The organism is Bradyrhizobium aeschynomenes, from assembly GCF_013178945.1.
GTDB lineage: Bacteria > Pseudomonadota > Alphaproteobacteria > Rhizobiales > Xanthobacteraceae > Bradyrhizobium > Bradyrhizobium aeschynomenes.
On sequence record NZ_JABFDM010000009.1, the window covers coordinates 115722 to 138258 of the forward strand.

18 protein-coding genes are annotated in these 22537 nt (G+C 66.4%); 8 read left to right on the top strand and 10 right to left on the bottom strand.

Translation table 11 applies throughout. The features are described from left to right. Positions 1-129: 129 nt before the first annotated feature. Genes HL666_RS24400 through HL666_RS24425 form a run of 6 tightly spaced genes read left to right on the top strand, consistent with a single transcriptional unit; the run spans position 130 to position 8081 of the window. Entirely contained in the window at positions 130-1974 is a 1845-nt protein-coding gene (locus tag HL666_RS24400; protein WP_172184163.1) for an extracellular solute-binding protein, read from the top strand. Beyond that, positions 1971-3848 (top strand): extracellular solute-binding protein, encoded by a 1878-nt coding sequence (locus tag HL666_RS24405; protein ID WP_210262097.1) that lies wholly within the window; start codon positions 1971-1973, stop codon positions 3846-3848. Before HL666_RS24400 ends, HL666_RS24405 begins: the two co-directional genes overlap by 4 nt. Positions 3849-3851: 3 nt before the next feature. Then, positions 3852-4964 carry a microcin C ABC transporter permease YejB gene (locus HL666_RS24410; RefSeq protein WP_172110103.1) on the top strand — a complete coding sequence of 371 codons (1113 nt, stop codon included), beginning with the start codon at positions 3852-3854 and terminating at the stop codon, positions 4962-4964. Then, on the top strand, positions 4964-6142 hold the full coding sequence (locus HL666_RS24415) for an ABC transporter permease (RefSeq protein WP_172184063.1): 1179 nt from the start codon (positions 4964-4966) through the stop codon (positions 6140-6142). Before HL666_RS24410 ends, HL666_RS24415 begins: the two co-directional genes overlap by 1 nt. Positions 6143-6147: 5 nt before the next feature. After that, positions 6148-7785 carry an ABC transporter ATP-binding protein gene (locus HL666_RS24420; protein ID WP_172184065.1) on the top strand — a complete coding sequence of 546 codons (1638 nt, stop codon included), beginning with the start codon at positions 6148-6150 and terminating at the stop codon, positions 7783-7785. Positions 7786-7823: 38 nt separating this feature from the next. After that, positions 7824-8081 carry a hypothetical protein gene (locus tag HL666_RS24425; RefSeq protein WP_172184067.1) on the top strand — a complete coding sequence of 86 codons (258 nt, stop codon included), beginning with the start codon at positions 7824-7826 and terminating at the stop codon, positions 8079-8081. A 124-nt stretch (positions 8082-8205) separates the two neighbouring features. Here HL666_RS24425 and HL666_RS24430 read toward each other — a convergent pair whose 3' ends face one another. Both HL666_RS24430 and HL666_RS24435 read right to left on the bottom strand, forming a co-directional pair. After that, positions 8206-9456 carry a DUF5666 domain-containing protein gene (locus HL666_RS24430; RefSeq protein WP_172184069.1) on the bottom strand — a complete coding sequence of 417 codons (1251 nt, stop codon included), beginning with the start codon at positions 9454-9456 and terminating at the stop codon, positions 8206-8208. After that, positions 9453-10301 carry a DUF6502 family protein gene (locus tag HL666_RS24435; RefSeq protein ID WP_172110099.1) on the bottom strand — a complete coding sequence of 283 codons (849 nt, stop codon included), beginning with the start codon at positions 10299-10301 and terminating at the stop codon, positions 9453-9455. The genes HL666_RS24430 and HL666_RS24435 overlap by 4 nt, the downstream gene beginning before the upstream one ends. 170 nt (positions 10302-10471) lie before the next feature. Between HL666_RS24435 and HL666_RS24440 the strand changes: the two genes are divergently transcribed. Further along, entirely contained in the window at positions 10472-11818 is a 1347-nt protein-coding gene (locus HL666_RS24440) for an O-antigen ligase domain-containing protein (protein WP_172184071.1), read from the top strand. A gap of 691 nt (positions 11819-12509) precedes the next feature. Here the strand turns inward: HL666_RS24440 and HL666_RS24445 are convergent. Both HL666_RS24445 and HL666_RS24450 read right to left on the bottom strand, forming a co-directional pair. Continuing rightward, complete coding sequence (locus HL666_RS24445; protein WP_172184073.1) at positions 12510-13349, bottom strand: C40 family peptidase; 840 nt, start codon at positions 13347-13349, stop codon at positions 12510-12512. After that, entirely contained in the window at positions 13342-14724 is a 1383-nt protein-coding gene (locus tag HL666_RS24450; protein ID WP_172184074.1) for a leucyl aminopeptidase family protein, read from the bottom strand. Before HL666_RS24450 ends, HL666_RS24445 begins: the two co-directional genes overlap by 8 nt. A 194-nt stretch (positions 14725-14918) precedes the next feature. Here HL666_RS24450 and HL666_RS24455 point away from each other — a divergent pair, with 194 nt between their 5' ends. Then, positions 14919-15728, top strand: a complete 810-nt coding sequence (locus HL666_RS24455; RefSeq protein ID WP_172110095.1) for a tetratricopeptide repeat protein — start codon at positions 14919-14921, stop codon at positions 15726-15728. Between the two features lie 9 nt (positions 15729-15737). Here HL666_RS24455 and HL666_RS24460 read toward each other — a convergent pair whose 3' ends face one another. The 6 genes from HL666_RS24460 to HL666_RS24485 form a co-directional block, all read right to left on the bottom strand. Further along, positions 15738-16979 carry a Zn-dependent hydrolase gene (locus HL666_RS24460; RefSeq protein WP_172184076.1) on the bottom strand — a complete coding sequence of 414 codons (1242 nt, stop codon included), beginning with the start codon at positions 16977-16979 and terminating at the stop codon, positions 15738-15740. Positions 16980-17063: 84 nt separating this feature from the next. Continuing rightward, a complete protein-coding gene (locus tag HL666_RS24465; protein ID WP_172110093.1) occupies positions 17064-18038 on the bottom strand; it encodes a type II secretion system F family protein in 975 nt (324 codons plus the stop codon). 9 nt (positions 18039-18047) lie between these two features. Beyond that, a complete protein-coding gene (locus tag HL666_RS24470) occupies positions 18048-19022 on the bottom strand; it encodes a type II secretion system F family protein (protein WP_172110092.1) in 975 nt (324 codons plus the stop codon). A gap of 12 nt (positions 19023-19034) precedes the next feature. After that, the gene (locus tag HL666_RS24475; protein ID WP_172184078.1) at positions 19035-20498 is read right to left on the bottom strand and encodes a TadA family conjugal transfer-associated ATPase; all 1464 of its coding nucleotides are present in this window, start codon (positions 20496-20498) and stop codon (positions 19035-19037) included. A gap of 21 nt (positions 20499-20519) precedes the next feature. Next, on the bottom strand, positions 20520-21788 hold the full coding sequence (locus tag HL666_RS24480; RefSeq protein ID WP_172110090.1) for a CpaE/TadZ family protein: 1269 nt from the start codon (positions 21786-21788) through the stop codon (positions 20520-20522). Beyond that, complete coding sequence (locus tag HL666_RS24485) at positions 21785-22525, bottom strand: CpaD family pilus assembly protein (protein ID WP_172110089.1); 741 nt, start codon at positions 22523-22525, stop codon at positions 21785-21787. Before HL666_RS24485 ends, HL666_RS24480 begins: the two co-directional genes overlap by 4 nt. Positions 22526-22537: the final 12 nt, after the last annotated feature.

Sequence of the window (22537 nt, forward strand, 5' to 3'; positions counted from 1 at the left end):
GATCAAACGTTGGATCAGGAAGCGTCGATGGCCGGCGCCGGCCAGGCGCTTTCGAGCGGTCTTATTCAGAGGAAGTCTCATTTGACGATTACCCGACGACAGCTCCTGCAGAGCAGCGTCCTCGCTGCGATGACCCCGGCGCTCGGCACCGCCGCCAGCCTCGCGCCTCTCGATGCCGCGCAGGCGCAGACCGGCGAGCAATTGGTCTGGCGCCACGGCCTGTCGCTGTTCGGCGAGTTGAAATATCCGGCCGACTTCAAGCGGTTCGACTACGTCAATCCGGACGCGCCGAAGGGCGGCACCGCCCGGATGATCTCGCTCGGGACGTTCGACAACTTCAACATCGTCGTGATGTATGTGAAGGGCAACATCGCCGCGGCCGCGATGACCGTCTACGAGTCGCTGATGTCGCGGGCGCAGGACGAGGTCTCGACCGAATACGGCCTGCTGGCCGAGGCGGCCGCCTATCCGGACGACTACTCCTGGGTGGTCTATCGCCTGCGCAAGGAGGCGCGCTGGCACGACGGCAAGCCGGTCACCCCCGAGGACGTCATCTTCTCGCTCGACGTGCTCAAGAAGAACAGTCCGTTCTACGGCTCCTACTACCGGCATGTCGTGAAGGCGGAGAAGATCGGCGACCAGGAGATCAAGTTCAGCTTCGACGGGCCGGGCAACCGCGAGCTGCCGCACATCGTCGGCGAATTGCTCGTGCTGCCGAAGCATTGGTGGGAGGGCACCGACGCGCAGGGCCGCAAGCGCGACGTCACGGCGACGAGCCTGGAGCCGCCGCTCGGCTCGAGCCCCTATCGCATCAAGGAGTTCGTGCCCGGCCGCTCGATCAAGGTCGAGCGCGTCAAGGATTATTGGGGCGCCAACCTGCCGGTGCGGATCGGCCAGAACAATTTCGACGAGCTGCAGTTCGAGTATTTCCGCGACAATCTCGTCGCGCTCGAAGCCTTCAAGGCCGATCAGGCCGACTGGATCAACGAGAATTCGGCCAAGCAATGGGCGACGGCCTACGAGTTCCCGGCGATTGCCGACAAGCGGGTCATCAAGCACGAGTTTCCGATCCGCGATTCCGGCCGCATGCAGGCCTTCGTGTTCAACCTGCGCCGGCCGCAATTCCAGGACGCGCGGCTGCGGCGCGCCTTCAACTACGCCTTCGACTTCGAGGAGATGAACAAGCAGCTGTTCTTCGGCATCTACAAGCGGATCAACAGCTATTTCGAAGGCACCGAGCTCGCCAGCTCCGGCCTGCCGCAGGGCCTGGAGCTGCAGATCCTCGAGGGCATGCGCGACAAGGTTCCGCCGGAGGTGTTCACCACGGTCTACCAGAATCCGGTCGGCGGCAATCCCGAGAACGTCCGCGCCAATCTGCGCGAGGCCACCAAGCTGTTGAAGGAGGCCGGCTACGAGATCAAGGACCGCAAGCTGGTCGACCCGGCCGGCAAGCCGGTTGCGATCGAGCTGATGGTCCAGGACCCGTCGTCCGAGCGCATTGTCCTGTTCTACAAGCCGTCGCTGGAGCGGCTCGGCGTCACCGTCACGGTGCGCCAGGTCGACAACGTCCAGTATGAGCAGCGGGTGCGCACCTTCGACTACGACATGATCACCGATGTCTGGGGACAGTCGCTGTCGCCCGGCAACGAGCAGCGCGATTTCTGGGGCTCCAAGGCCGCAGACGAGCAGGGCTCGAAGAACACGGCCGGCATCAAGAACCCGGCGATCGACGAGCTGATCGAGAAGATCATCTTCGCGAGGGATCGCGCCACGCTGGAAGCGGCCACGCACGCGCTGGACCGGGTGCTGCTGTGGAATTTCTACGTCGTGCCGCAGTTCACCTATCCGTTCGCCCGCAGCGCGCGCTGGGACCGCTTCAGCCATTTCGAGCCGTTCCCGAAATATGCCAGCACCGGCTGGCCGTCGCTGTGGTGGTACGACGCCGACAAGGCTGCGAAGGTGAAGCGGTCTTGAGCACGTTCTCGCATCTGTCGCGCCGCGGCGTGCTCGGGCTTGGGCTCGGCGCGGCGAGCGCCGTCGCCCTGCGGCCGGCCATGGCCGCGGAGTTCGGCGCCGAATCCCACGGCATGTCGGCGTTCGGCGATCTCAAATATCCGGCCGACTTCCGCCAGTTCGACTACGTCAATCCGGACGCGCCGAAGGGCGGGCTGTTCTCGCTGATCCCGTCGACCCGCGCCTACAACCAGTCCTACCAGACGTTCAACTCGTTCAACGCCTATGTCCTCAAGGGTGAGGGCGCGCAGGGCATGGACATGACGTTCGCATCGCTGATGGTGCGCGCGAGCGACGAGCCGGATGCGGTCTACGGCCTGGTCGCCAAGTCGGTCGCGATCTCCGCCGACAAGCTGACCTATCGCTTCACCCTGCGGCCCGAAGCGCGCTTCCACGACGGCTCGAAGATCACCGCTCATGACGTTGCCTTCTCGCTCAATACGCTGAAGGAGAAGGGCCATCCGCTCATCATCGTGCAGCTGCGCGACTTCGTGAAGGCCGAGGCGCTCGATGACGCGACCGTCGTGGTGAGCTTCGTCGAGAAGCGCGCGCGCGACGTGCCGCTCTACGTCGTGACCCTGCCGATCTTCTCCAAGGCCTGGTACGCCAACCGCGCCTTCGACGAGAACCCGCTCGACGTTCCGCTCGGCTCGGGGCCGTACAAGGTCGGCAGATACGAGATCAACCGCTACGTCGAGTTTGACCGCGTCAAGGACTGGTGGGCGGCCGACCTGCCGGTCAGCCGCGGCCTCTACAATTTCGACATCGTCCGCTACGAGTTCTATCGTGACCGCGACGTCGCCTTCGAGGGCTTCACCGCCAAGAGCTATCTGTATCGCGAGGAGTTCACCTCGCGCATCTGGGCGACGCGCTACGACTTCCCCGCGATCAAGGACGGCCGCGTCAAGCGCGAGCTGTTGCCGGACGAGACGCCGTCGGGCGGGCAGGGCTGGTTCATCAACACGCGCCGCGAGAAATTCAAGGACCCGCGCGTCCGCCAGGCGCTGACCTACGCCTTCGACTTCGAGTGGACCAACAAGACCATCATGTACGGCGCCTATGCGCGCACGGTGTCGCCGTTCCAGAACTCGGACATGGTCGCGGTCGGTCCGCCGTCGCCGGAGGAGCTGAAGCTGCTCGAGCCGTTCCGCGGCCAGGTGCCCGACGACGTCTTTGGCGACCCCTTCGTGCCGCCGGCCTCGGACGGCTCGGGCCAGGATCGCGCGCTGCTCCGCAAGGCGACGCAGTTGCTGCAGCAGGCCGGCCTGCCGGTGAAGGACGGCAAGCGCCTGCTGCCGTCGGGCGAGGTTTTCGCGATCGAGTTCCTGATCGACGAGGTCTCGTTCAAGCCGCATCACGGCACCCTGATCAAGAACCTGCAGACGCTCGGCATCGATGCCGATCTGCGCATCGTCGATGCCGTGCAGTATCGCGCGCGGGTCGAGGATTTCGACTTCGACATCACGGTGCAGCGGCTGTCGATGTCGCCGACGCCGGGCGACGGCCTCAGGGCTTACTTCACCTCGGACACCGCCAAGACCAAGGGCTCGTACAATCTGGCCGGGATCAGCAATCCCGCTGTCGACGCGCTGGTGGCCAAGGCGATCGCCGCGGAGACCCGCACCGATCTGACGCTCGCCTGCCGGGCGCTCGACCGCGTGTTCCGCGCCGGACATTACTGGATTCCCCAGTGGTATCGGCAGACCCATCCGATCGCCTATTGGGATCAGTTCAGCCACCCGCCGAAGCCGCCGAAATATGCCTCCGGCGTCGGCGCCCCGGACATCTGGTGGTACGATGCCGCCAAGGCCGCAAAGCTGGAGCAGGCGAAGTAGTTCATGGCTGCCTATATCCTCCGCCGCATGCTTCTGATGCTCCCGACCCTGCTCGGGATCCTCTTCATCTCCTTCGTCGTGGTGCAGTTCGCGCCGGGCGGGCCGGTCGAGCGCGTCATCGCGCAGCTGACCGGCGCGGACACCGGCGGCACCTCGCGCATCTCCGGCGGCAGCGGCTCCGATTTCGGCGCGCGGCCGCCGGGGCAGGTCGGTGCGGGCGGCGACACCAACTCCAAATACCGCGGCGCCCAGGGGCTCGATCCGGCCTTCGTCAAGCAGCTCGAGAAGCAGTTCGGCTTCGACAAGCCGGCGCCGGAGCGCTTCGCGCTGATGGTCTGGAACTTCGCGCGCTTCGACTTCGGCAAGAGCTATTTCCGCGACACCAGCGTGCTGCAGCTGATCAAGGAGAAGCTGCCGGTGTCGATATCGCTCGGTCTGTGGATGACCCTGCTGACCTATCTGATCTCGATTCCGCTCGGCATCCGCAAGGCCGTTCAGGACGGTTCGCGCTTCGACGTCTGGACCTCGGCCGTGATCATCGTCGGCTATGCCATTCCCGGCTTCCTGTTCGCGATCCTGCTCATCATCCTGTTCGCCGGAGGCTCGTTCCTCAATCTCTTCCCGCTGCGCGGGCTGACCTCTGACGGCTGGTCCGACTTCCCGTGGTACTGGAAGATTCTCGACTATTTCTGGCACCTCACATTGCCGCTGCTGTCCATGGCGCTCGGAGCCTTCGCGACGATGACGCTGCTGACGAAGAACTCGTTCCTCGACGAGATCCGCAAGCAATACGTGATGACCGCGCGTGCCAAGGGCTGCAGCGAGCGCCAGGTGCTGTATGGCCATGTGTTCCGCAACGCCATGCTGATCGTCATCGCGGGCTTTCCGGGCACCTTCATCCACGCCTTCTTCTCGGGATCGCTGCTGATCGAGACCATCTTCTCGCTCGACGGCCTGGGCCTGCTCTCGTTCGAGAGCATCCTCAATCGTGACTATCCCGTCGTGTTCGGCAATCTCTTCATCTTTTCGCTGCTGGGTCTCGTGGTCAATCTGATCTCCGACCTCACCTACATGTGGATCGATCCGCGGATCGATTTCGAGGCGCGGGAGGTCTGATGACGCTCACAGCCACTCCCCCGGTCGAGACCACCACGCAGGCACCACTCGGCGAGGCCGTGCCGCCGACCCGGCATCGCTTCCGCCCGTCGCCGCTCAATCAGCGCCGCTGGCAGAACTTCAAGGCCAATCGCCGCGGCTACTGGTCGCTGTGGATCTTTCTGTTTCTGTTCATCGTCTCCCTGTTCGCCGAGCTGATTGCCAACGATCGGCCGTTCCTGATCAAGTTCGACGGCCATCTGTATTGGCCGGCCTTCGTCTCCTATCCGGAGACCGCGTTCGGCGGCGACTTCGAGACCGCGGCCGACTATCGCGATCCCTATCTGCAGAAGCTGATCGCCGACAAGGGCGGCACCGTGATCTGGCCGCTGATCCGCTATTCCTACGCCACCCACAATCTCGATCTGCCGACGCCGGCGCCGTCGCCGCCGACCTGGATGCTGAAGGAATCGCAGTGCAAGGCGGTGGTCGAGAAGAAGGGGCTCAAGAGCTGCCGCGATCTCGAATACAACTGGCTCGGCACCGATGATCAGGGCCGCGACGTGGTGGCGCGCCTGATCTACGGCTTCCGCATCTCCGTGCTGTTCGGCCTGTCGCTGACGTTCTTCTCCTCGATCATCGGCATCGCCGCCGGCGGCGTGCAGGGCTATTTCGGCGGCTGGGTCGATCTCCTGTTCCAGCGCTTCATCGAGATCTGGAACGCGATCCCCTATCTCTATCTGCTCCTGATCCTGTCGGCGGTGCTGGTGCCCGGCTTCTTCACGCTGCTCGGGATCATGCTGCTGTTCTCCTGGGTGTCGCTGGTCGGGCTGGTCCGTGCCGAATTCCTGCGCGGCCGCAATTTCGAGTATATCCAGGCGGCGCGTGCGCTCGGCGTCTCCAACGTCGTCATCATGTGGCGGCATCTGTTGCCCAACGCGATGGTCGCGACCATGACCTTCCTGCCCTTCATCGTGTCGAGCTCGGTGATGACCCTGACCGCGCTCGACTTCCTCGGCTTCGGCCTGCCGCCCGGCTCGCCGTCGCTGGGCGAGATGCTGTCGCAGGCCAAGTCCAACGTGCAGGCGCCGTGGCTCGGCCTCACCGGCTTCTTCTCGGTCGCGATCATGCTGTCGCTGCTGATCTTCATCGGCGAGGCCGTGCGCGACGCGTTCGATCCGCGCAAGACCTTCAGGTGAGCGACATGGATGCGATCAGCCAGCCGCTGCTCTCGGTCAGGGATCTCTCGGTGGCCTTCCACCAGCAGGGCCGCATGGTGACCGCGGTCGACCGTGTCTCGTTCGACATCAAGCGCGGCGAATGCATTGCGCTGGTCGGCGAGTCCGGCTCCGGCAAGTCGGTCAGCGCGCTGTCGGTGCTGAAGCTGCTGCCTTATCCGGTCGCCTCGCATCCCTCGGGCAGCATCCGCTTCAAGGGCCGCGATCTCTTGCCGCTGTCGGAAGGCGAGATGCGCGAGATCCGCGGCAGCGACATCTCGATCATCTTCCAGGAACCGATGACCTCGCTCAATCCGCTGCACACGATCGAGCGGCAGATCGGCGAGATCCTGCAACTGCATCAGTCGATCTCGAACAGCGCCGCGCGCGCGCGCACCCTCGAGCTGCTCACCCAGGTCGGCATCCCCGAGCCGGAGACGCGGCTCGGCAGTTATCCGCACCAGCTCTCCGGCGGCCAGCGTCAGCGTGTGATGATCGCGATGGCTCTCGCCAACGAGCCGGACCTCCTGATCGCCGACGAGCCGACCACCGCGCTCGACGTCACCGTCCAGGCGCAGATCCTGGCGCTGCTCGCCGATATCCGCGCGCGGCTCGGCATGAGCCTGCTGTTCATCACCCATGATCTCGGCATCGTCCGCCGCATCGCCGACCGCGTCTGCGTCATGAACGGCGGCAAGATCGTCGAGCAGGGCCCGGTGGAGCAGGTGTTCACGTCGCCGTCCCATCCCTACACCAAGGCGCTGCTCGCGGCCGAGCCGAAGCCCGATCCGGCGCCGCCGCGGCCCGATGCGCCGGTGGTGATGCAGGCCAAGGATCTCAAGGTCTGGTTTCCGATTAAGCGCGGCCTGTTCCGCTCCACCGTCGGCCACATCAAGGCGGTCGACGGCGTCAGCATCGCCGTGCGCAAGGGCGAGACGCTCGGTGTCGTCGGTGAATCCGGCTCGGGCAAGACCACGCTCGGGCTGGCGCTGCTGCGGCTGATCTCCTCCGACGGTCCGATCGTGTTCCTCGGCAGCGAGATCCAGGGGCTGACCTTCAAGCAGGTCCGTCCGTTCCGCCGCGACATGCAGATCGTGTTTCAGGACCCGTTCGGCGCGCTCAGCCCGCGCATGTCGGTCGGCGACATCATCGCCGAAGGCTTGAGTGTGCATCAGCCTGATCTGTCGGAGGAGCAGTCCGAGGCGAAGGTCGTCAAGGCGCTCACCGATGTCGGCCTCGATCCGCAGACCCGCTTCCGCTATCCGCACGAATTTTCCGGCGGCCAGCGCCAGCGCATCTCGGTGGCGCGTGCCGTCGTGCTCGAGCCGAGCTTCGTCGTGCTCGACGAGCCGACCTCTGCGCTCGACATGCTGTTCCAGTCCCAGATGGTCGAGCTGCTGCGCGAGCTGCAGCGCAAGCGCGAACTGACCTACATGTTCATCTCGCACGATTTGCGCGTCGTCGCCGCCTTGGCCAGCCATCTCATCGTGATGCGCCACGGCAAGGTGGTGGAGGAGGGCCCCGCCGCGCAGCTGTTCAAGGCGCCGAAGACCGACTACACGCGGGCGCTGTTTGCGGCGGCGTTCCGCAACGAGACGGCGGGGAACGGGGCGGCGGCTCCATAGAAGATCGCATACATCCGCACCCGAGCAGCCGCGAGACAATGCCGTCCAAGCTGGATCTCATCAGAGCTCTTCTGCTGTCCGATTGGGACCCGATCGGCGTGTCCTGCTGCGAGGGCGCCGAGGACGAATATGATCGTTACGCTCTCCAGGTCTTCAACATGCTTCAAGACGGTGCCGATGTTGCGTCGATCGCGAGCTATCTCACTGGTGTCGTCACGGACAGAATGTCACTCACAGGGTGTCCTGAAGTCGATCGTCTGGTCGCTGCCAGGGCTTTGATGATCTACCAGAGCTAGGTCGCCGACGAGGCTGATCATGCTGCAACAGACGGAAGCATGAGGATGTCCGGCAGGGGCCGTGCCTTGGTCACGTGATTTGTCCGACGAGCGGGCATCGTCTCATCTCATCGCGCGCGTGTCCCTAGCGGCGGCCGCCACCGCCTCCAGCACCACCGCCGCCCCCACCAAAGCCGCCTTGGCCGCCGAAGCCGCTGCCGCCACCGGGGGGAGGACCACCTGGTGCACCGCCGAAGCCCGGCGGGCTCGAAGCGCCGCCTGAGCCGAAGCCGCCGGGTGAGCCCATGCCGCCCGGCGGGGACATGCCGCTGTCTCGGCCGAACCCGGGCGCACCCGGAGATCCCGGTCCCCTCGAATTGTTCGGTGCACCGGGTCCGCCCGGTGGGTTGCCGCCACCAGGGCCGCCCGGACCGCCCGGTCCCTGCATCGGCCCTTGGCCACGTGGCGCCTGCGGACCCTGCACGGATTCGCCGGGGAAGCGGGTCACTGCCTGCACCGATTCGGCGCGCAGTCCGCCGGCACCGTCCGGAACGGCGTTGATCACGACGCGGGTCTCCCCCGCAGGCTGGAAGCGCGAATTGTCGCGCGCGACGTAGCCGGAGCCGAACCGCAGGTCGTTGCCGACGCGCTGGACATAGCCTTCGATCAAGAGCCGGCTGGCCCGTGCGAATTCCTTCAGATCATCCGGCCTGATTTGCGCGACCTGCATCACGCCCTGGACGACGCGGCCTTCGGCCTGCACGCGCCGGCCGACCTGCGCCTGGTCGACGCCGGCGAGCCGCAGGCCGCCGATCGACAGGCCGCTGCGGTCGCGCACGACCACGCCGCTGATCCGGCTCGGCGCGCTGCTGCGCGGGTCGACGAGGCTGGCGACGATCACGCCGTCGCTGCGCCGCAGGCCGAACACCGCAACCTGGCTGCCGACCTTGCGCCAGCTCTGCTGGCCCGGCGAGATCACGGTCTGGCCGAGCACGGTGAGCTCGCCCGGCCTGACCGCCTCGATCGGCCCGGTCACCTCGCTGACGACGTCGATGCGCGCCGTGCTGAGCGTGCCGCCGGGGTCGCGCTGCGCCAGCACGCGGGCGAGCTGGCCGATCTTCAGCGCCTTCACGGACGCAGCTTCGCCATCGATCGCCACCGGCACGTTGGGCGCGTAGCTGACGCGCTCGCCATTGACGAAGATGCTGCCGAAGCGCTGGATCACGCCGACGATGCCGGTGCCGCCCATGCCCTGGTCCTGGCCGCCGGTGATCCCGGTGCCGCCGAGACCCTGGTCATTGCCCTTGCGGGTCTGTCCCCAGGCGAGCGCCGATGATCCGGCGAGCCAGAGGCCGGTGAGCACGGCCCTGCGCGAGAGCATCGGCGGCCGGCTCATGATTTGCCGTCCTCGCCGGGGGCGTCCTTCGGCTCCTCCAGATAGATGTAGACGCCGAAATTCCAGCGGGCGTCGCCGCCCTTGTCCTTGGCCAGCGCGCGGTTGGCCTCGCGGTTGGCGGTCTTCAGCGCCTCCATCGCCAGCTCGCGCGAGCGCGCTTCGAGGCGCCGCGCCAGCTTCGGTGACAGCCCGTCATAGTGGACGGCGCGCTCCATGAAGCGCGGCGTCGCCTCGGACACGTTGTCGGCGGCGGCTGCGATGTGATCATGCAGGTTGCGGCCGAGATAATACCATTTGCGGTCGTCGTCGCCGCGCGGCACGAAGCCGGTCTCCGCCAGCACGATGTTGTCGCCGGCATCGATGCTCACGAGCTTGCGGTCGAGCCATTCATCGAGCACCGCGCGCGGCCGCACGTCCTTGGTGATCGCGGCCACCAGCGCTTCGAAGGAGGGCGCATCGCCCTCAGCGGTGCGCGGCAGCGGCAGCGGCTCGCCCCTGGCGTCGGTGAACTCCGGCGCGGCGAGCCAGTGCGCGATGATGGCGCTGGTGCGAGACAAAGTCGCGGGCACCACGTTGACCGGCGCGCCCGCGCCACGCAGCCGCGCCACCTCCTTGCGATGGATGCCGGTGAGCAGGCTGACGCGGCTGTCGGTCTGTGGCTTGCCGTCGAGCGCGAAGTCGTGCTCGGCGACGTTCACGAACAGCTCGCGCAGCAGCTGGGCCAGCGCCGGGAACGTCATCCCGCTGCGGATGCAGAGCCGCACGAGCGGACGCAGCAGCCGCGCCAGCGGCGCTTGCAACTGCGTCGCGGTCAGCGGCGACGGCGTCCGGGCGGTGGGATCCATGCCCAGATTTTAAGCGGAGCCACTGTGGGACACAATCCCACACATTTATTGACGTGTGAAAAATTCCCACGTAATGGAGGGGCGTTCAACCCCCGGCTGGTGCCTCTGCCGTCATCGAAGGCGCGCTGCGGGGGCGGTCCGGTCAGCGCTGGTCGCAGCGGGAGTGCGGTATGCTCCAGGAGGCGTATGTCATGGACGTCGAGGGCGGCTCATCGCGTGTATCGGCGAGCGTCCGACCGTCGGATCCAGCCGCCGCTTCGTGGGTCGACTCTCCCGGCTATCTGCGACTGGCCGATACGCTGGTGGTGCTGACCGCGGTGGCGCTGCCGTGGTCGACGACGCTGACGGGGGCCTTGATGCTGGTCTGGCTTGCCGTGATCGTTCCGACCATCGATTGGGACGAACTCATTCGCAGCCTGGCGCTGCCGGCCTGTGCCTTGCCGCTGGCGCTGTTCGTGCTGGCCGATGTCGGCGTGCTCTGGTCCGACGCCCCCTGGGAAGCCGGCTTGCAGGCGATCAATCCCGTATCGAAGCTGCTGCTGCTGCCGTTCCTGTTTCATCACTTCAGGCGCTCGGAGCGCGCAGCGTGGGTCTTCGTCGGCTTTCTCGCCTCGTCCGCCGTGCTCATGATGTCGTCGTGGACGATGGCCGATCTGTCCTCGACCAGGCTGCGCATCGGCTCTGCGGCCATTCTCGGCGAACCCACGCAAGGCCGAACGCTGCAATTCACGCTATGCGCGCTGGGGCTTCTGGTGCCGGCGCTGCTCGCGCTGGCGCAACGCCGGCTGCTGATGGCGGCAACTTGGTTTGGACTCGGCCTCGCCTTCCTGGCGCACGATCTGTTCATCGTGCCTGCGCGCACCCTATGCCTGTATCTGCCGATCCTCCTGCTGGTGCTCGCGGGGCGCCATTTCAGCCGGCGCCTTGCGTCCATTCTCGTGCTGTCGGCGGCGCTCACCGGCGGCGTCGCCTGGGCGGCCGCGCCGTTTCTCGGCAAGCCGATCGCCGAGCTTGCCGCTCGGCATCGCGTCTATGTGAGTGGCGGGCCGGCACAGGGACCCGGCGACTGGCCGCCTTCGGTCAGGGCGATCGGCGAGGCGCCGTTGTTCGGTCATGGCACGGGTTGGATCCGGAGGCCGTTCGAGCTCCAGCCCGACCGACAGGGGGCGCGCCAGACGGAGATCCGCCCGAGCGCCCCGGGCATGATGGTCGGCCTGCAATGGGGGCTTGTGGGACTGATCCTGCTTGCTGCGATGTGGATCAGCCATTTCAGGCTGTTTCGCAGCCCCGATTGGATGGCATGGGTCGGGCTGACGGTCGTCGTGCAGTCGGTCATCGGCTCGCTTCTGAGCACCAGCCTCCTCGACGTCAACGAGGGATGGATCTACGTGCTCGGGGTCGGCGTTGCCGGCGGCGTCATGCTCGGCCGCGCCAATGCGCCGGATCGCGTCGATGGCCAACGATCCGGCGCCATTGACGGCGATCAGAGCGGTTGCCTCGATCCTCGATCGACCTGATCCCGCCAGGCCTGCGAGCATCGTGCAGGATGAGCTGATTTGCCCGACGGGTTGAATTTCCGATAATCCGTCAAGTCGTTCAGAGAAAAAGAATTCACTTGCGCTGTCGGGCAAATCGGCCCCATTGATCGGGCGTCCCGTCCCACGAGAGGGACGTACGCGTCGTCACGGATGTCGGGTGCGGGATGCGGTGGCCGTGAGGGTGGTGCTGGACGAGCGCCTGCTCCTGCGGACGACGAAGTCGTGTGGTCCTGGCGCCCCGACGCTGGCGTCAAGGTCGCTGGCCCGATGAGCTGCGCGGCCGACAGGGGCAAGAACGCCGGTCCCTGGGGAGATCACGTATAAGTCGTAAAGCCATCGCGCAGGGAAGGCCGGATGTTCGGCTCGTACCTGTGGTGACTACCGCGTGCTTTGCTGCACGCAACCACGGGTGCGGTCGGCACCCGGCCTTCCCTGCGCCCTCTCATGTCGTCGAGGGCGGATGAATGTCGCAGAGCTCGGGCCGGTGAGGCCGCGAGAGTGCGGACGCTCGTCCTCATGCTGTTTGATAGGTATATCGGACTCTTGCGCTGCTCTCTCTCCGCGTCATTGCGAGCGTAGCGAAGCAATCCAGGGTGGTGGGCGGGACTCTGGATTACCTCGCTGCGCTCGCAATGACGGAGGAGAGAGCTTGTCAGCGCAATGAGCGGATTCAACTCAGCCGCTTGATTGCCAACACGTCGCTGCCGCTCGCCTTGATGCGGGCAATCGCTTCGCCGATCGGCTCGATCTGCGTGGCCATGTGGAACGCGTTGGCATGCACGATGGTGTCGGCATCACGCACGATCGCGACGTGGCCCTTCCAGAAGATGAGGTCGCCACGACGCGGCTGCTCATCATCATCGAGCGCGCGCCCCAGTGCGGCGAGCTGCATGTCGCTGTCGCGCGGGCATTCCACGCCCGCAGCATTTAACGACACCTGCACCAGGCCCGAGCAGTCGATGCCGAGGCTGCTCTTGCCGCCCCACAGATAGGGCGTGCCGAGGAAGCGCTCGGCGATGGCGACGTAGTCTGGCTCGACAGAGTCGAGGCCAGCGACATGCTGCTTCGGCACGAACCAGCCTTCGGCCGTCACGACGAAGCTCGCCTCTTCGCGGACCACCGCGATGGTCGATCCCATCACGACCGTCTCCACCGGCGGCAGCTTGATCGACGGTCCGGGAAACGCGAAGCTGCGCAGCGCGCTGATCCTGTGCGTCGGCGCCGCGACGGGCGCGGCGAGAGCCGCCTCCGGCAGCCAGCCGACATAGCCGTCGGCCACGAGCTGGCCCCAGGCCCAGCCCTCGCCATTGCGGTCGTAGATCGTGACACGCTCGCCCTTCAGCCCCTGTGTCGCAAGCTCGGCGCTCGAAAACGGCTGCTGGCGCAGCGGCGCGATCGGATCGGTGACGACCAGCGTCTCGCCCTCGACGAAGCGCTCAGCGGTCACCTGTCCCTGGAGATGTCTTGCCGCGATGTCGCCGCGGGCAGGTGTGAGGCGGGGATCAGCCATAGCGCTCGCTCAGGAGCTTGTAGAGCGCGCGCGCGGCCTGGCACTCGCCGCCCTCGGGGCGGCCCGGCTTGGCCGATGGCGTCCAGGCGAAGATGTCGAGATGCAGCCAGCTCCTGGCATGCTCGACGAAGCGCTGCAGGAACAGCGCGCAGGTGATCGAGCCGGCGAAGCCGCCCGAGGGCGCGTTGTTGAGGGTCGCGACCTTGGAGTCGAGCCATGAATCATAGGGCGCCCAGAGCGGCATCCGCCACAGCGGGTCGTTCTCGGCCGCGGCACAGCGCGCGACGTCGGCGGCGAGCGTCTCGTCAGTGGTGTAGAACGGCGGCAGCTCGGGGCCGAGCGCGACACGCGCCGCGCCGGTCAGCGTGCCCATGTCGATCAGCAGATCGGGCGTATCCTCGTCGGCCAGCGCCAGTGCGTCGGCGAGGATCAGCCGGCCCTCGGCGTCGGTGTTGCCGATCTCGACGGTGAGGCCCTTGCGCGAGGGAAACACGTCCATCGGACGGAAGGCATTGCCGGCGACGGCGTTCTCGACCGCGGGGATCAGCACGCGCAGCTGCAGCTTGAGCTTGGCATCCATCACCATCTGCGCAAGCGCCAGCACGTTGGCGGCGCCGCCCATGTCCTTCTTCATCAGCAGCATGCTGCTGGACGGCTTGAGGTCGAGCCCGCCCGTGTCGAAGCAGACGCCCTTGCCGACCAGGGTCACCTTGGGGTGCGATGGATCGCCCCACTGAAGCTCGATCAGCCGCGGCGCCCGCGTCGAGGCGCGGCCGACGGCATGAATGAGCGGATGGTTCTGGGCCAGCAGATCATCGCCGACGATGCTGCTGAAGCGGGCGCCGAAGCGTTCGGCGACCTGCTTCGCGGCGGTCTCCAGCTCCTCCGGCCCCATGTCGTTTGACGGCGTGTTGACGAGATCGCGCGCCAGTGCCGCCGCATCGGCCAGGCGGTTCAGCTCGGCGGCATCGACGCCGTCGGGCGGAACGAGGCGGACCTCCGGCGTCTCTGCCTTGCGGTAGCGGCCGAAGCGGTAGCTGCCGAGCGCGAAGGCGAGCGCGGCGAGCCTGATATCATGCGGCGCGTTGGCGAAACGGTAGGTGCCCGCCGGCAGCTGGCCGGGCAGGACGCCCGGGCGGAACAGGTCGCGGTGCTTGGCGTCGTCGTCCTCGAGGCCGAACAGCACCTGCGCGATGCGCCCCTCCGCATCGGGAAGGATCAGGCAGCTGCCGGGCTTGGCGCTGTAGGCATTGGCCTCGGCAAAGTTGCGCGCTTGCGCCGACAGGTCCTCTTTGATCCCCGGCCAGCTCGACTTCGTCACGAAGGTGATCGGGATGGCGGATGTCGCTGGGGCGGTCTCGTAGATCGACGGCATGCCTAATGGTTCCTTGACGGGCGCGCTGCAGGAAGACTTCGCAGAGTTCGGCCGCCCCCGCAATCGCGCTAGCCGCATGGCCCGCAAGCCGACGCAGTGACGACGGCGGCTGCATTGCGCCATTAACCGGCTGTTAGCGTTAACAGTTTATTGCTGGCGCGTTCAATCCGCTCGTCCTTTCGAGTCCAGTGATCATGCGTCGACAGCCTCCCATCACCCGGCTCCTCGCCTCGGCGGCGCTCGCCGCGCTCCTTGCTGCCGCTCTCGGCGGGTGCCAGACCGTGTCCGACGTCACGGGCTCGCTGGGCAGCCGTACCGCCGAGCCGCCGCCGGCGACGCCGCAGCGTGCGGCCGAGGTCTATGGCGAGCGCTATCGCGCCAACCCCAAGGATGCCGTCGCCGCGGTGGCCTATGGCCAGGCGCTGCGCAACAACGGCCAGCGCGAGCAGGCGGTCGCCGTGCTCGAGCAGGCGACGCTCGCCAACCCCGGCAACAAGGTGGTGCTCGCGGCGTATGGACGCGCGCTCGCCGACAACGGCAATTTCAAGCTGGCCTTCGACGTGCTGTCGCGCGCGCATTCGCCCGACAATCCCGACTGGAAGCTGCTGTCGGTGCAGGGCACCGCGCTCGACCAGATGGGCCGCCACGACGAGGCGCGGCGCTATTACGACAGCGCGTTGAAGATCGTTCCGGGCGAGCCCTCGGTGCTGTCCAATCTCGGCCTGTCCTACATGCTGACGCGGGAGCTGCCCAAGGCGGAGCAGGCTCTGCGCCAGGCCTACGGCTCGCAGCGCGCGGACGCGCGGGTGCGTCAGAACCTCGCGCTCGTCGTCGGCCTGCAGGGACGTTTCGCGGAAGCGGAGCAGATCGCGCGCGCCGATCTGCCGCCCGACGAGGCCGCGGCCAACGTCGCCTATCTGAAGCAGATGATCCAGGGTCAGAGCCAGGCGAAGGGCAAGGCGCGCAATGCCGCGCCGATGGCCGCCCTCAACCAGCCGGACTGATGGCTCTTCTCATCGTGCCGCACCTGCCAGCAGGCGGCGGCAGGTGTCGACGAAGACGTCGGCGCCGGTGACGATGTCGGCGTCGGAGGTGTTCTCGGTCCAGTGATGGCTGATGCCGCCGATCGACGGCACGAACAGCATCCCCGCAGGCATGATCGTCGCCAGCACCTGCGCGTCATGCCCAGCGCCGCTCGGCATCCGCAGCGATCTGCCGCCGGCGAGTGCGCTGCTCGCAGCCTCGATCGCATCCTGGAATGCGCCGTCCATCATCGCCGGCGCGCCGGTGCGGATGCGTTCCACGGCGACCTGGCAGGGACCCGCCGCTGAGGCTTGCGACGCCAACTCGCGCAGCAACCCCTCGAGCCGGTCGATCACGGCGGGATCGTCGTCGCGGATCTGGAACAGCATCTCGGCCTGGCCTGGAATGATGCTTGGTGCGCCCGGATCGAGCGTGATCCGTCCGGTGGTCCACACCGTGCGCGGGCCGCAGGCGGCCGGAAAGCGCGCGTCGATCGCGACGCAAAATTTGGCGAGCGCGAGCCCGGCATCCTTGCGCACCGCCATCCGCGTCGTGCCGGCGTGGTTCTGCTCGCCGGTGAAGATGATGCGGTACTGCCAGATGCCGACGATCGAGGTGACGACGCCGACCTTGAGGTCGCTCTGCTCGAGCGTGTCACCTTGCTCGATGTGAGCCTCGAGATAGCCGATGTGCCGGCCCCGCTCGGCCTGCAGGCGTGGTCGCCCCGCGAGGCCCATCTCGGCGAGCGCCTCGCGCATCGTGCGCGGGCTGCTGCGGTCGCGGGCGGCATCGATGTCGGCCTCGCTGACGTCGCCGACATAGGAGCGGCTGCCGAGGAAGGCGCCGAAATGGCCCTCCTCGTCGCACCAGGAGGCGACCTCGACGGCACCTACGATGGAGGGATCGGGATTTAGCACGCGGGCGGCTTCGAGCGCGTAGACCACGCCGAGCGGACCATCGAGCCAGCCAGCGTAGTTCTGGCTCTCCAGATGCGAGCCGGCCAGCAGCTTGGGACCCGGCTTGGTGCTGGTGCCGAGCACATTGCCGATGCCGTCGATCTCGGCCGTGAGCTGCGCGTCGGGGAGACGCGCGGCGAGCCAATCCAGCGACTGCCGGTGCGCCTCGGAAAAGGTCGGGCGGTGGACGCCGGTCTTGTAGGTGCCGAAGGAGCGCAGCGCGTTCAGGTCGGCGAGGACGCGGGCGCCATCGGCGCGGCGGAGAGTGTCGGACATCAGGCGGAGACCTCGATCATGCTCCGCCTAGCTTTCAAAGTGACGCCGCCTCCGCAAGCGATATTTCGCCGTGCGGGCCGTCGGCTACTGCATGGCCGCGACCTTGATGCCGGTCGGTCCCAGAATGACCACGAACAGCACCGGCAGGAAGAACAGGATCATCGGCACCGTCAGCTTCGGCGGCAGTGCGGCGGCCTTCTTCTCGGCCTCGTTCATGCGCATGTCGCGGTTCTCCTGCGCCATCACGCGCAGCGATTGCCCGAGCGGAGTGCCGTACCGCTCCGATTGCTGAAGCGCGAGACAGACCGACTTGACACCTTCCAGGCCGGTGCGACGGGCGAGGTTCTCATAGGCCACCTTGCGATCCTGCAGGTAGGAGAGCTCCGCCGTGGTCAGCGTGAACTCCTCCGACAGCGCGATCGACTGGCTGGAGATTTCGATCGCCACCCGGCGGAACGCGGCCTCGATCGACATGCCGGACTCGATGCAGATCAGCAGCAGGTCGAGCGCGTCGGGAAACGCGCGCTTGATCGACAGCTGGCGCTTGGAGATCGCGTTGCTGAGGAACAGCATCGGCGCCTGCAGCCCGAGATAGGCCATGCCGACGCAGATGCCGATCTTGACCGGCATCGACTTCTCGAGATGTGCGATCACGAAGACGTAGAGCACCGAGCCGACGAACAGCACGAGCGGCGTCACCAGGCGTGCGAACAGGAAGGTGATGTAGGGCGCCTGGCCGCGGTAGCCCGCCATGATGAGCTTCTCGCGGGCGGCCTCCTGGGCCAGCCATTTGGTGAGGTTGAAATCCTCCACCACGCGGGAGACGAGCTGCTTCGGTGTCTGTCGCAGCGAGACCTTTTCACCGGCATTCAGCCGTTCGCGCTCACGCTGCTTGATCCGTTCGCGCTCGCTGGCGACCGCCTTCATGCGCTTGTTCAGATTCTCGCCCGCGAACAGCGGCATGATCAGCGTGTAGACGGTGGCCGACGCCGCGATGGCGGCGAAGAACATCGTCATGAAGTGCGGATCATGAAGCTTGGTGATCAGAAAGTCGACCATGGGACTACCTTAGAAATCGAAGTTGATCATCTTCTTCATGACCATGATGCCCATCGACATCCAGATGACGCAGCCGACCAGCATCAGCTGGCCGGTCGGATGGGTCCAGAGCAGCGAGATGTAGTCGGGCGTGCTGAGATAGACCAGCAGCATGACGATCGGCGGCAGCGAGCCGATGATGCCCGCGGAGGCCTTGGCTTCCATCGACATCGCCTGGATCTTCTCGGCCATCTTCTTGCGGTCGCGCAGCACCTTTGAGAGGTTGCCGAGCGCTTCCGACAGGTTGCCGCCCGACTTCTGCTGAATCGCGATGACGATGCCGAAGAAATTGGCCTCGGGCAGCGGCATCCGCTCATACAGCCGCGCGCAGGCCTCGCCCAGCGGCATGCCGATCGCCTGGGTCTCGATGATGGCCAGGAACTCGCCGCGCAGCGGCTCGGGCGCATCGGCGGCAACGACCTTGATGGATTCGAACAGCGGCAGGCCCGCCTTGATGCCACGCACGATCACGTCGACCGCGTCCGGCAGCGCCGCCAGGAATTTCTTCTCCCGCCGCTTCTTGAGGAAGCCGAGGATCCAGCGCGGCAGGCCGAGACCCGCCGCAAAGCCAAGGCCGAGCGCACCGAGCGGGCCGCCGCCGGCGAAGAAGGCGATCGCGCAGACGGCAAAGCCGAGGACGCCGGAAATGATCCAGAACTTCTGAACGGTCCAGTCGAGCCCGGCCTGCGAGATCCGCATGTTCAGCGGAACCTTGCTCTGCTTCTGCGCCTTGGCCTCGAGATCCTTGAGCGAGGATTCGACCTGCTCGCGGCGCGAGCGCTGGCTGCGTTCGGCCTGACGGACCACAGGTTCCGATTTGGCGACGGTGCTGCGCCGCTGCTCCGCCTTCCGCTCGCCCGAGAGCAGAGGATAGAGGAACACCCAGGCGATGCCGCCGATGGCGGTCGCTGCGAGGAAGGCGAGTGCGAGAGCCTGAAACTTCATGGGGTCTCTCCGTTACTCCTTGCTCGCGACTTCGGCCGCATCGAGCGCTGCCGCAAGCCGCTTCTCCTCGCCGTAGTAGCGGGCGCGCTCCCAGAACCGCGGCCGGCCGATGCCGGTGGAGCGATGGCGGCCGATGATCTTGCCGTTCGCATCTTCGCCGACCATGTCATAGAGGAAGATGTCCTGGGTGATGATCGTATCGCCTTCCATGCCCATCACCTCGGTAATGTGCGTGATGCGGCGCGATCCGTCGCGCAGACGCGCGGCCTGCACGATGACGTCGATCGAGGCGCAGATCATCTCGCGGATGGTTCGTGACGGCAGCGAAAAGCCGCCCATCGTGATCATGGATTCACAACGTGACAGCGCTTCGCGCGGGTTGTTGGCGTGCAGGGTGCCCATCGAGCCGTCGTGACCGGTGTTCATCGCCTGCAGCAGGTCGAACGCTTCGGGTCCGCGGACCTCGCCGACGATGATCCGCTCGGGACGCATACGCAGGCAGTTCCTTACCAGCTCGCGCATGGTCACCTGGCCCTCGCCCTCGATGTTGGGCGGGCGGGTTTCCAGGCGGACCACATGCGGTTGCTGCAGTTGGAGCTCGGCTGCGTCCTCGCAGGTGATGACGCGCTCGTCGTGATCGATGTAGTTTGTCAGGCAGTTGAGCAGCGTCGTCTTGCCCGAGCCGGTGCCGCCGGAGATGAGAATGTTGCAGCGGACGCGCCCGATGATCTGCAGGATCTCCGCGCCTTCGGGCGAGATCGCGCCGAACTTGACCAGCTGATCGAGGGTCAGCTTGTCCTTCTTGAACTTTCGAATGGTGAGCGCGGGGCCATCGATCGCCAGCGGCGGCACGATGGCGTTGACGCGCGAGCCGTCGGCGAGACGGGCGTCGCAGATCGGCGAGGATTCGTCGACGCGGCGGCCGACCTGGCTGACGATGCGTTGACAGATGTTCAGGAGCTGCTGGTTGTCGCGGAAACGGATGCCGGTGCGCTGGATCTTGCCGCCGACCTCGATGAAGACCGTGCCGGCGCCGTTGACCATGATGTCGGCGATGTCGTCGCGCGACAGCAGCGGCTCGAGCGGGCCATAGCCGAGCACGTCGTTGCAGATGTCATCGAGCAGCTCCTCCTGCTCGGCGATCGACATCACGATGTTCTTGATCGCGATGATCTCGTTGACGATGTCCCGGATTTCCTCGCGCGCGGACTCGCCGTCGAGCTTGGCCAGCTGGGCGAGATCGATCGCTTCGATCAGCGCGCCGAAGATGGTCGCCTTGACCTGATAGTAATTGTCCGAGCGCCGGGCTTCCACCACGGGGGGCGGCGGCGGAGGCGCCTGCCGGGTGGGCGCCAGAGGAGGTGACGACACGGCCGGAGCAGCCGCGCGCGGCGCTGCCGCGGCCGGCTCGGGCGCCGGCGCGGCCGGCCTGAGGGTCCTGGTATCGTTGTCTAATCCGCTACGCTTACCAAACACGACTTAGAACTCCACGCGGGCTTATTTCGCCCTCAGCTTGTCAAGCAGAGGCGACAGGAAGGAGCCTTTCGGCTTCTTGGTCTCGCTGCGGCCGGTGAGCCGCTGCGCGACCTGCAGAAACATCTCGGTGGTCCGATGATTGGGTGACATCTCCGCAATCATCTGACCGTTGTTGGCCGCCGCGCCGAAGATCTGCGGCTCGAACGGGATCGTCACGATCGGCGGGCTTTCGATCGCCTTGGCGAACTCGCTCGCATTGATTTCCGGCCGCTTGGGCACGCCGACCTGGTTCAGGCAATAGAGCGGCGTGCGGTCGTTCGGTCGCGCGGCCTTGAGAAGGTCGAACATGTTCTTCGTATTGCGCAGCGAGGCGAGATCCGGCGCCGCGACGATCAGAATGTCGTCGGCGCTGATCAGTGCGCGCTTGGTCCAGCCGGACCATTGGTGTGGCACGTCGAGCACGATGCAGGGCATCGAGGCCCGCAGCGTATCGAACACCGAATCGAACGCCTCGGCGCCGAAATCGTAGACGCGGTCGAGCGTCGCCGGTGCGGCCAGCAGGCTCAAATGATCGGTGCATTTCGACAGCAGCCGGTCCATGAAGGCGATGTCGATCCGATCAGGCGAGAATACGGCGTCCGCGATGCCCTGGGCGGGATCCTGATTGTAGTCGAGGCCGGCGGTGCCGAAGGCCAGGTCGAGATCGGCGACGACCGAGTCCATCGCGAGATCGCGGGCGATCGCCCAGGCGATGTTGTGCGCGATGGTCGATGCGCCGACGCCGCCCTTGGCGCCGACGACGGCAATGATGCGTCCGACGGCCTTGGCCTCGGGAGCCGAGAACAAATTGCAGATCGAGCGAACGACGTCGATCGGCGTGACCGGGGACAGCACATAGTCGCTGACGCCGCGGCGTACGAGCTCGCGATACAGCGTGACGTCATTGACGCGGCCGATCACGACGACGCGGGTGCCGGGATCGCAGACCGTCGCAAGGTGATCGAGGCCCGCAAGAATGTCGGTGCGGGCATCGGTCTCCAGGATGATCACGTTGGGGGTCGGCGCCGACCGGTAGGCCTCGATCGCAGCCGCCATGCCGCCCATCTGGATCTTCAGATGCGCCTTGCCGAGCCGCCGGTCCTCACCGGCGGCCTGCACGGTGGCGGCCGTTTCCACGGTCTCGCAGAACGCCTGCACCGAGACACGCGGCGCCGGCGCGATATGATCGTCGGCCGGCGGCGGCACGACGTCAGGCTGCTCCTCTTGGGTCTGTCGGGCGTAGCTGATCATTTGCCTGTGTCGCTGAGTTTGGCCTTGTCGGCTTCGGGATACGTGATCGCGGTTGACGCTCCCTTGCGGTATTTCTCGAACAACGCGGTGCGCCGGGTGGTGTAGGAGGGGGTCTCGGGTCGCGGCTGCACGAGATCGGACGGGTTGTCGACCATGGCGGCCATGTTGCGCTGATAGGCGCAGCCGAAGTTCCAATCAGGCTTGTTGTCGAACCAGTTCTTGTTCTTGATCGAGGGTCCGAGATCGTCCGGCCAGACGCCGCAGGGGCCCGCGGTGGCCGAAAGCTTCGGATAGCTCAGCCGGATCGCGGCCATCTGGCGCGGATCCTTCGGTTGATAGTTGCGCACCGTGATGCCGTGCGGAGGCACGCCGGCAGCCGCGAACAGGGACTGAATCTCGCGCATCGAGTCGGCGGCCGCGCGGGCATTCGGGGTGCCGCTCGGGACGTCGGCGCTGATCGCGCCCGTGCCTTGGCGCATCCAGCTCTGCGCCAGCCCCATGACATCGGCGCGCTGCTCGGCGGTCAAGCCGCCGCGGCCCTGGCCGACGAAGACGACCAGGGAATCCGGGGCTTCCTGCACCGCGATCGGGTGGCGCAGCCGATAGTCGTCAGGGATGCTGGCCGTGACGGCCGGATCTCTGCGGAAGTTACAGGCGCCGAGCAGGACCGCCGTGCCGGCCAGGGCGACGGCAAGCTGCAGTCGGCGGTGTCGAGCGGGGCTGGATTTCATGGTCATTGGTGCGAGTCC

Bases quoted from the DNA above. Each gene is read 5' to 3' on its own strand.
- HL666_RS24485 (WP_172110089.1), bottom strand. From the start codon at position 22,525: ATGACCATGAAATCCAGCCCCGCTCGACACCGCCGACTGCAGCTTGCC.
- HL666_RS24435 (WP_172110099.1), bottom strand. From the start codon at position 10,301: ATGGATCCCACCGCCCGGACGCCGTCGCCGCTGACCGCGACGCAGTTG.
- HL666_RS24455 (WP_172110095.1), top strand. From the start codon at position 14,919: ATGCGTCGACAGCCTCCCATCACCCGGCTCCTCGCCTCGGCGGCGCTC.
- HL666_RS24410 (WP_172110103.1), top strand. From the start codon at position 3,852: ATGGCTGCCTATATCCTCCGCCGCATGCTTCTGATGCTCCCGACCCTG.
- HL666_RS24465 (WP_172110093.1), bottom strand. From the start codon at position 18,038: ATGGTCGACTTTCTGATCACCAAGCTTCATGATCCGCACTTCATGACG.
- HL666_RS24470 (WP_172110092.1), bottom strand. From the start codon at position 19,022: ATGAAGTTTCAGGCTCTCGCACTCGCCTTCCTCGCAGCGACCGCCATC.
- HL666_RS24480 (WP_172110090.1), bottom strand. From the start codon at position 21,788: ATGATCAGCTACGCCCGACAGACCCAAGAGGAGCAGCCTGACGTCGTG.
- HL666_RS24425 (WP_172184067.1), top strand. From the start codon at position 7,824: ATGCCGTCCAAGCTGGATCTCATCAGAGCTCTTCTGCTGTCCGATTGG.
- HL666_RS24460 (WP_172184076.1), bottom strand. From the start codon at position 16,979: ATGTCCGACACTCTCCGCCGCGCCGATGGCGCCCGCGTCCTCGCCGAC.
- HL666_RS24450 (WP_172184074.1), bottom strand. From the start codon at position 14,724: ATGCCGTCGATCTACGAGACCGCCCCAGCGACATCCGCCATCCCGATC.
- HL666_RS24430 (WP_172184069.1), bottom strand. From the start codon at position 9,456: ATGAGCCGGCCGCCGATGCTCTCGCGCAGGGCCGTGCTCACCGGCCTC.
- HL666_RS24420 (WP_172184065.1), top strand. From the start codon at position 6,148: ATGGATGCGATCAGCCAGCCGCTGCTCTCGGTCAGGGATCTCTCGGTG.
- HL666_RS24415 (WP_172184063.1), top strand. From the start codon at position 4,964: ATGACGCTCACAGCCACTCCCCCGGTCGAGACCACCACGCAGGCACCA.
- HL666_RS24400 (WP_172184163.1), top strand. From the start codon at position 130: ATGACCCCGGCGCTCGGCACCGCCGCCAGCCTCGCGCCTCTCGATGCC.
- HL666_RS24440 (WP_172184071.1), top strand. From the start codon at position 10,472: ATGCTCCAGGAGGCGTATGTCATGGACGTCGAGGGCGGCTCATCGCGT.
- HL666_RS24445 (WP_172184073.1), bottom strand. From the start codon at position 13,349: ATGGCTGATCCCCGCCTCACACCTGCCCGCGGCGACATCGCGGCAAGA.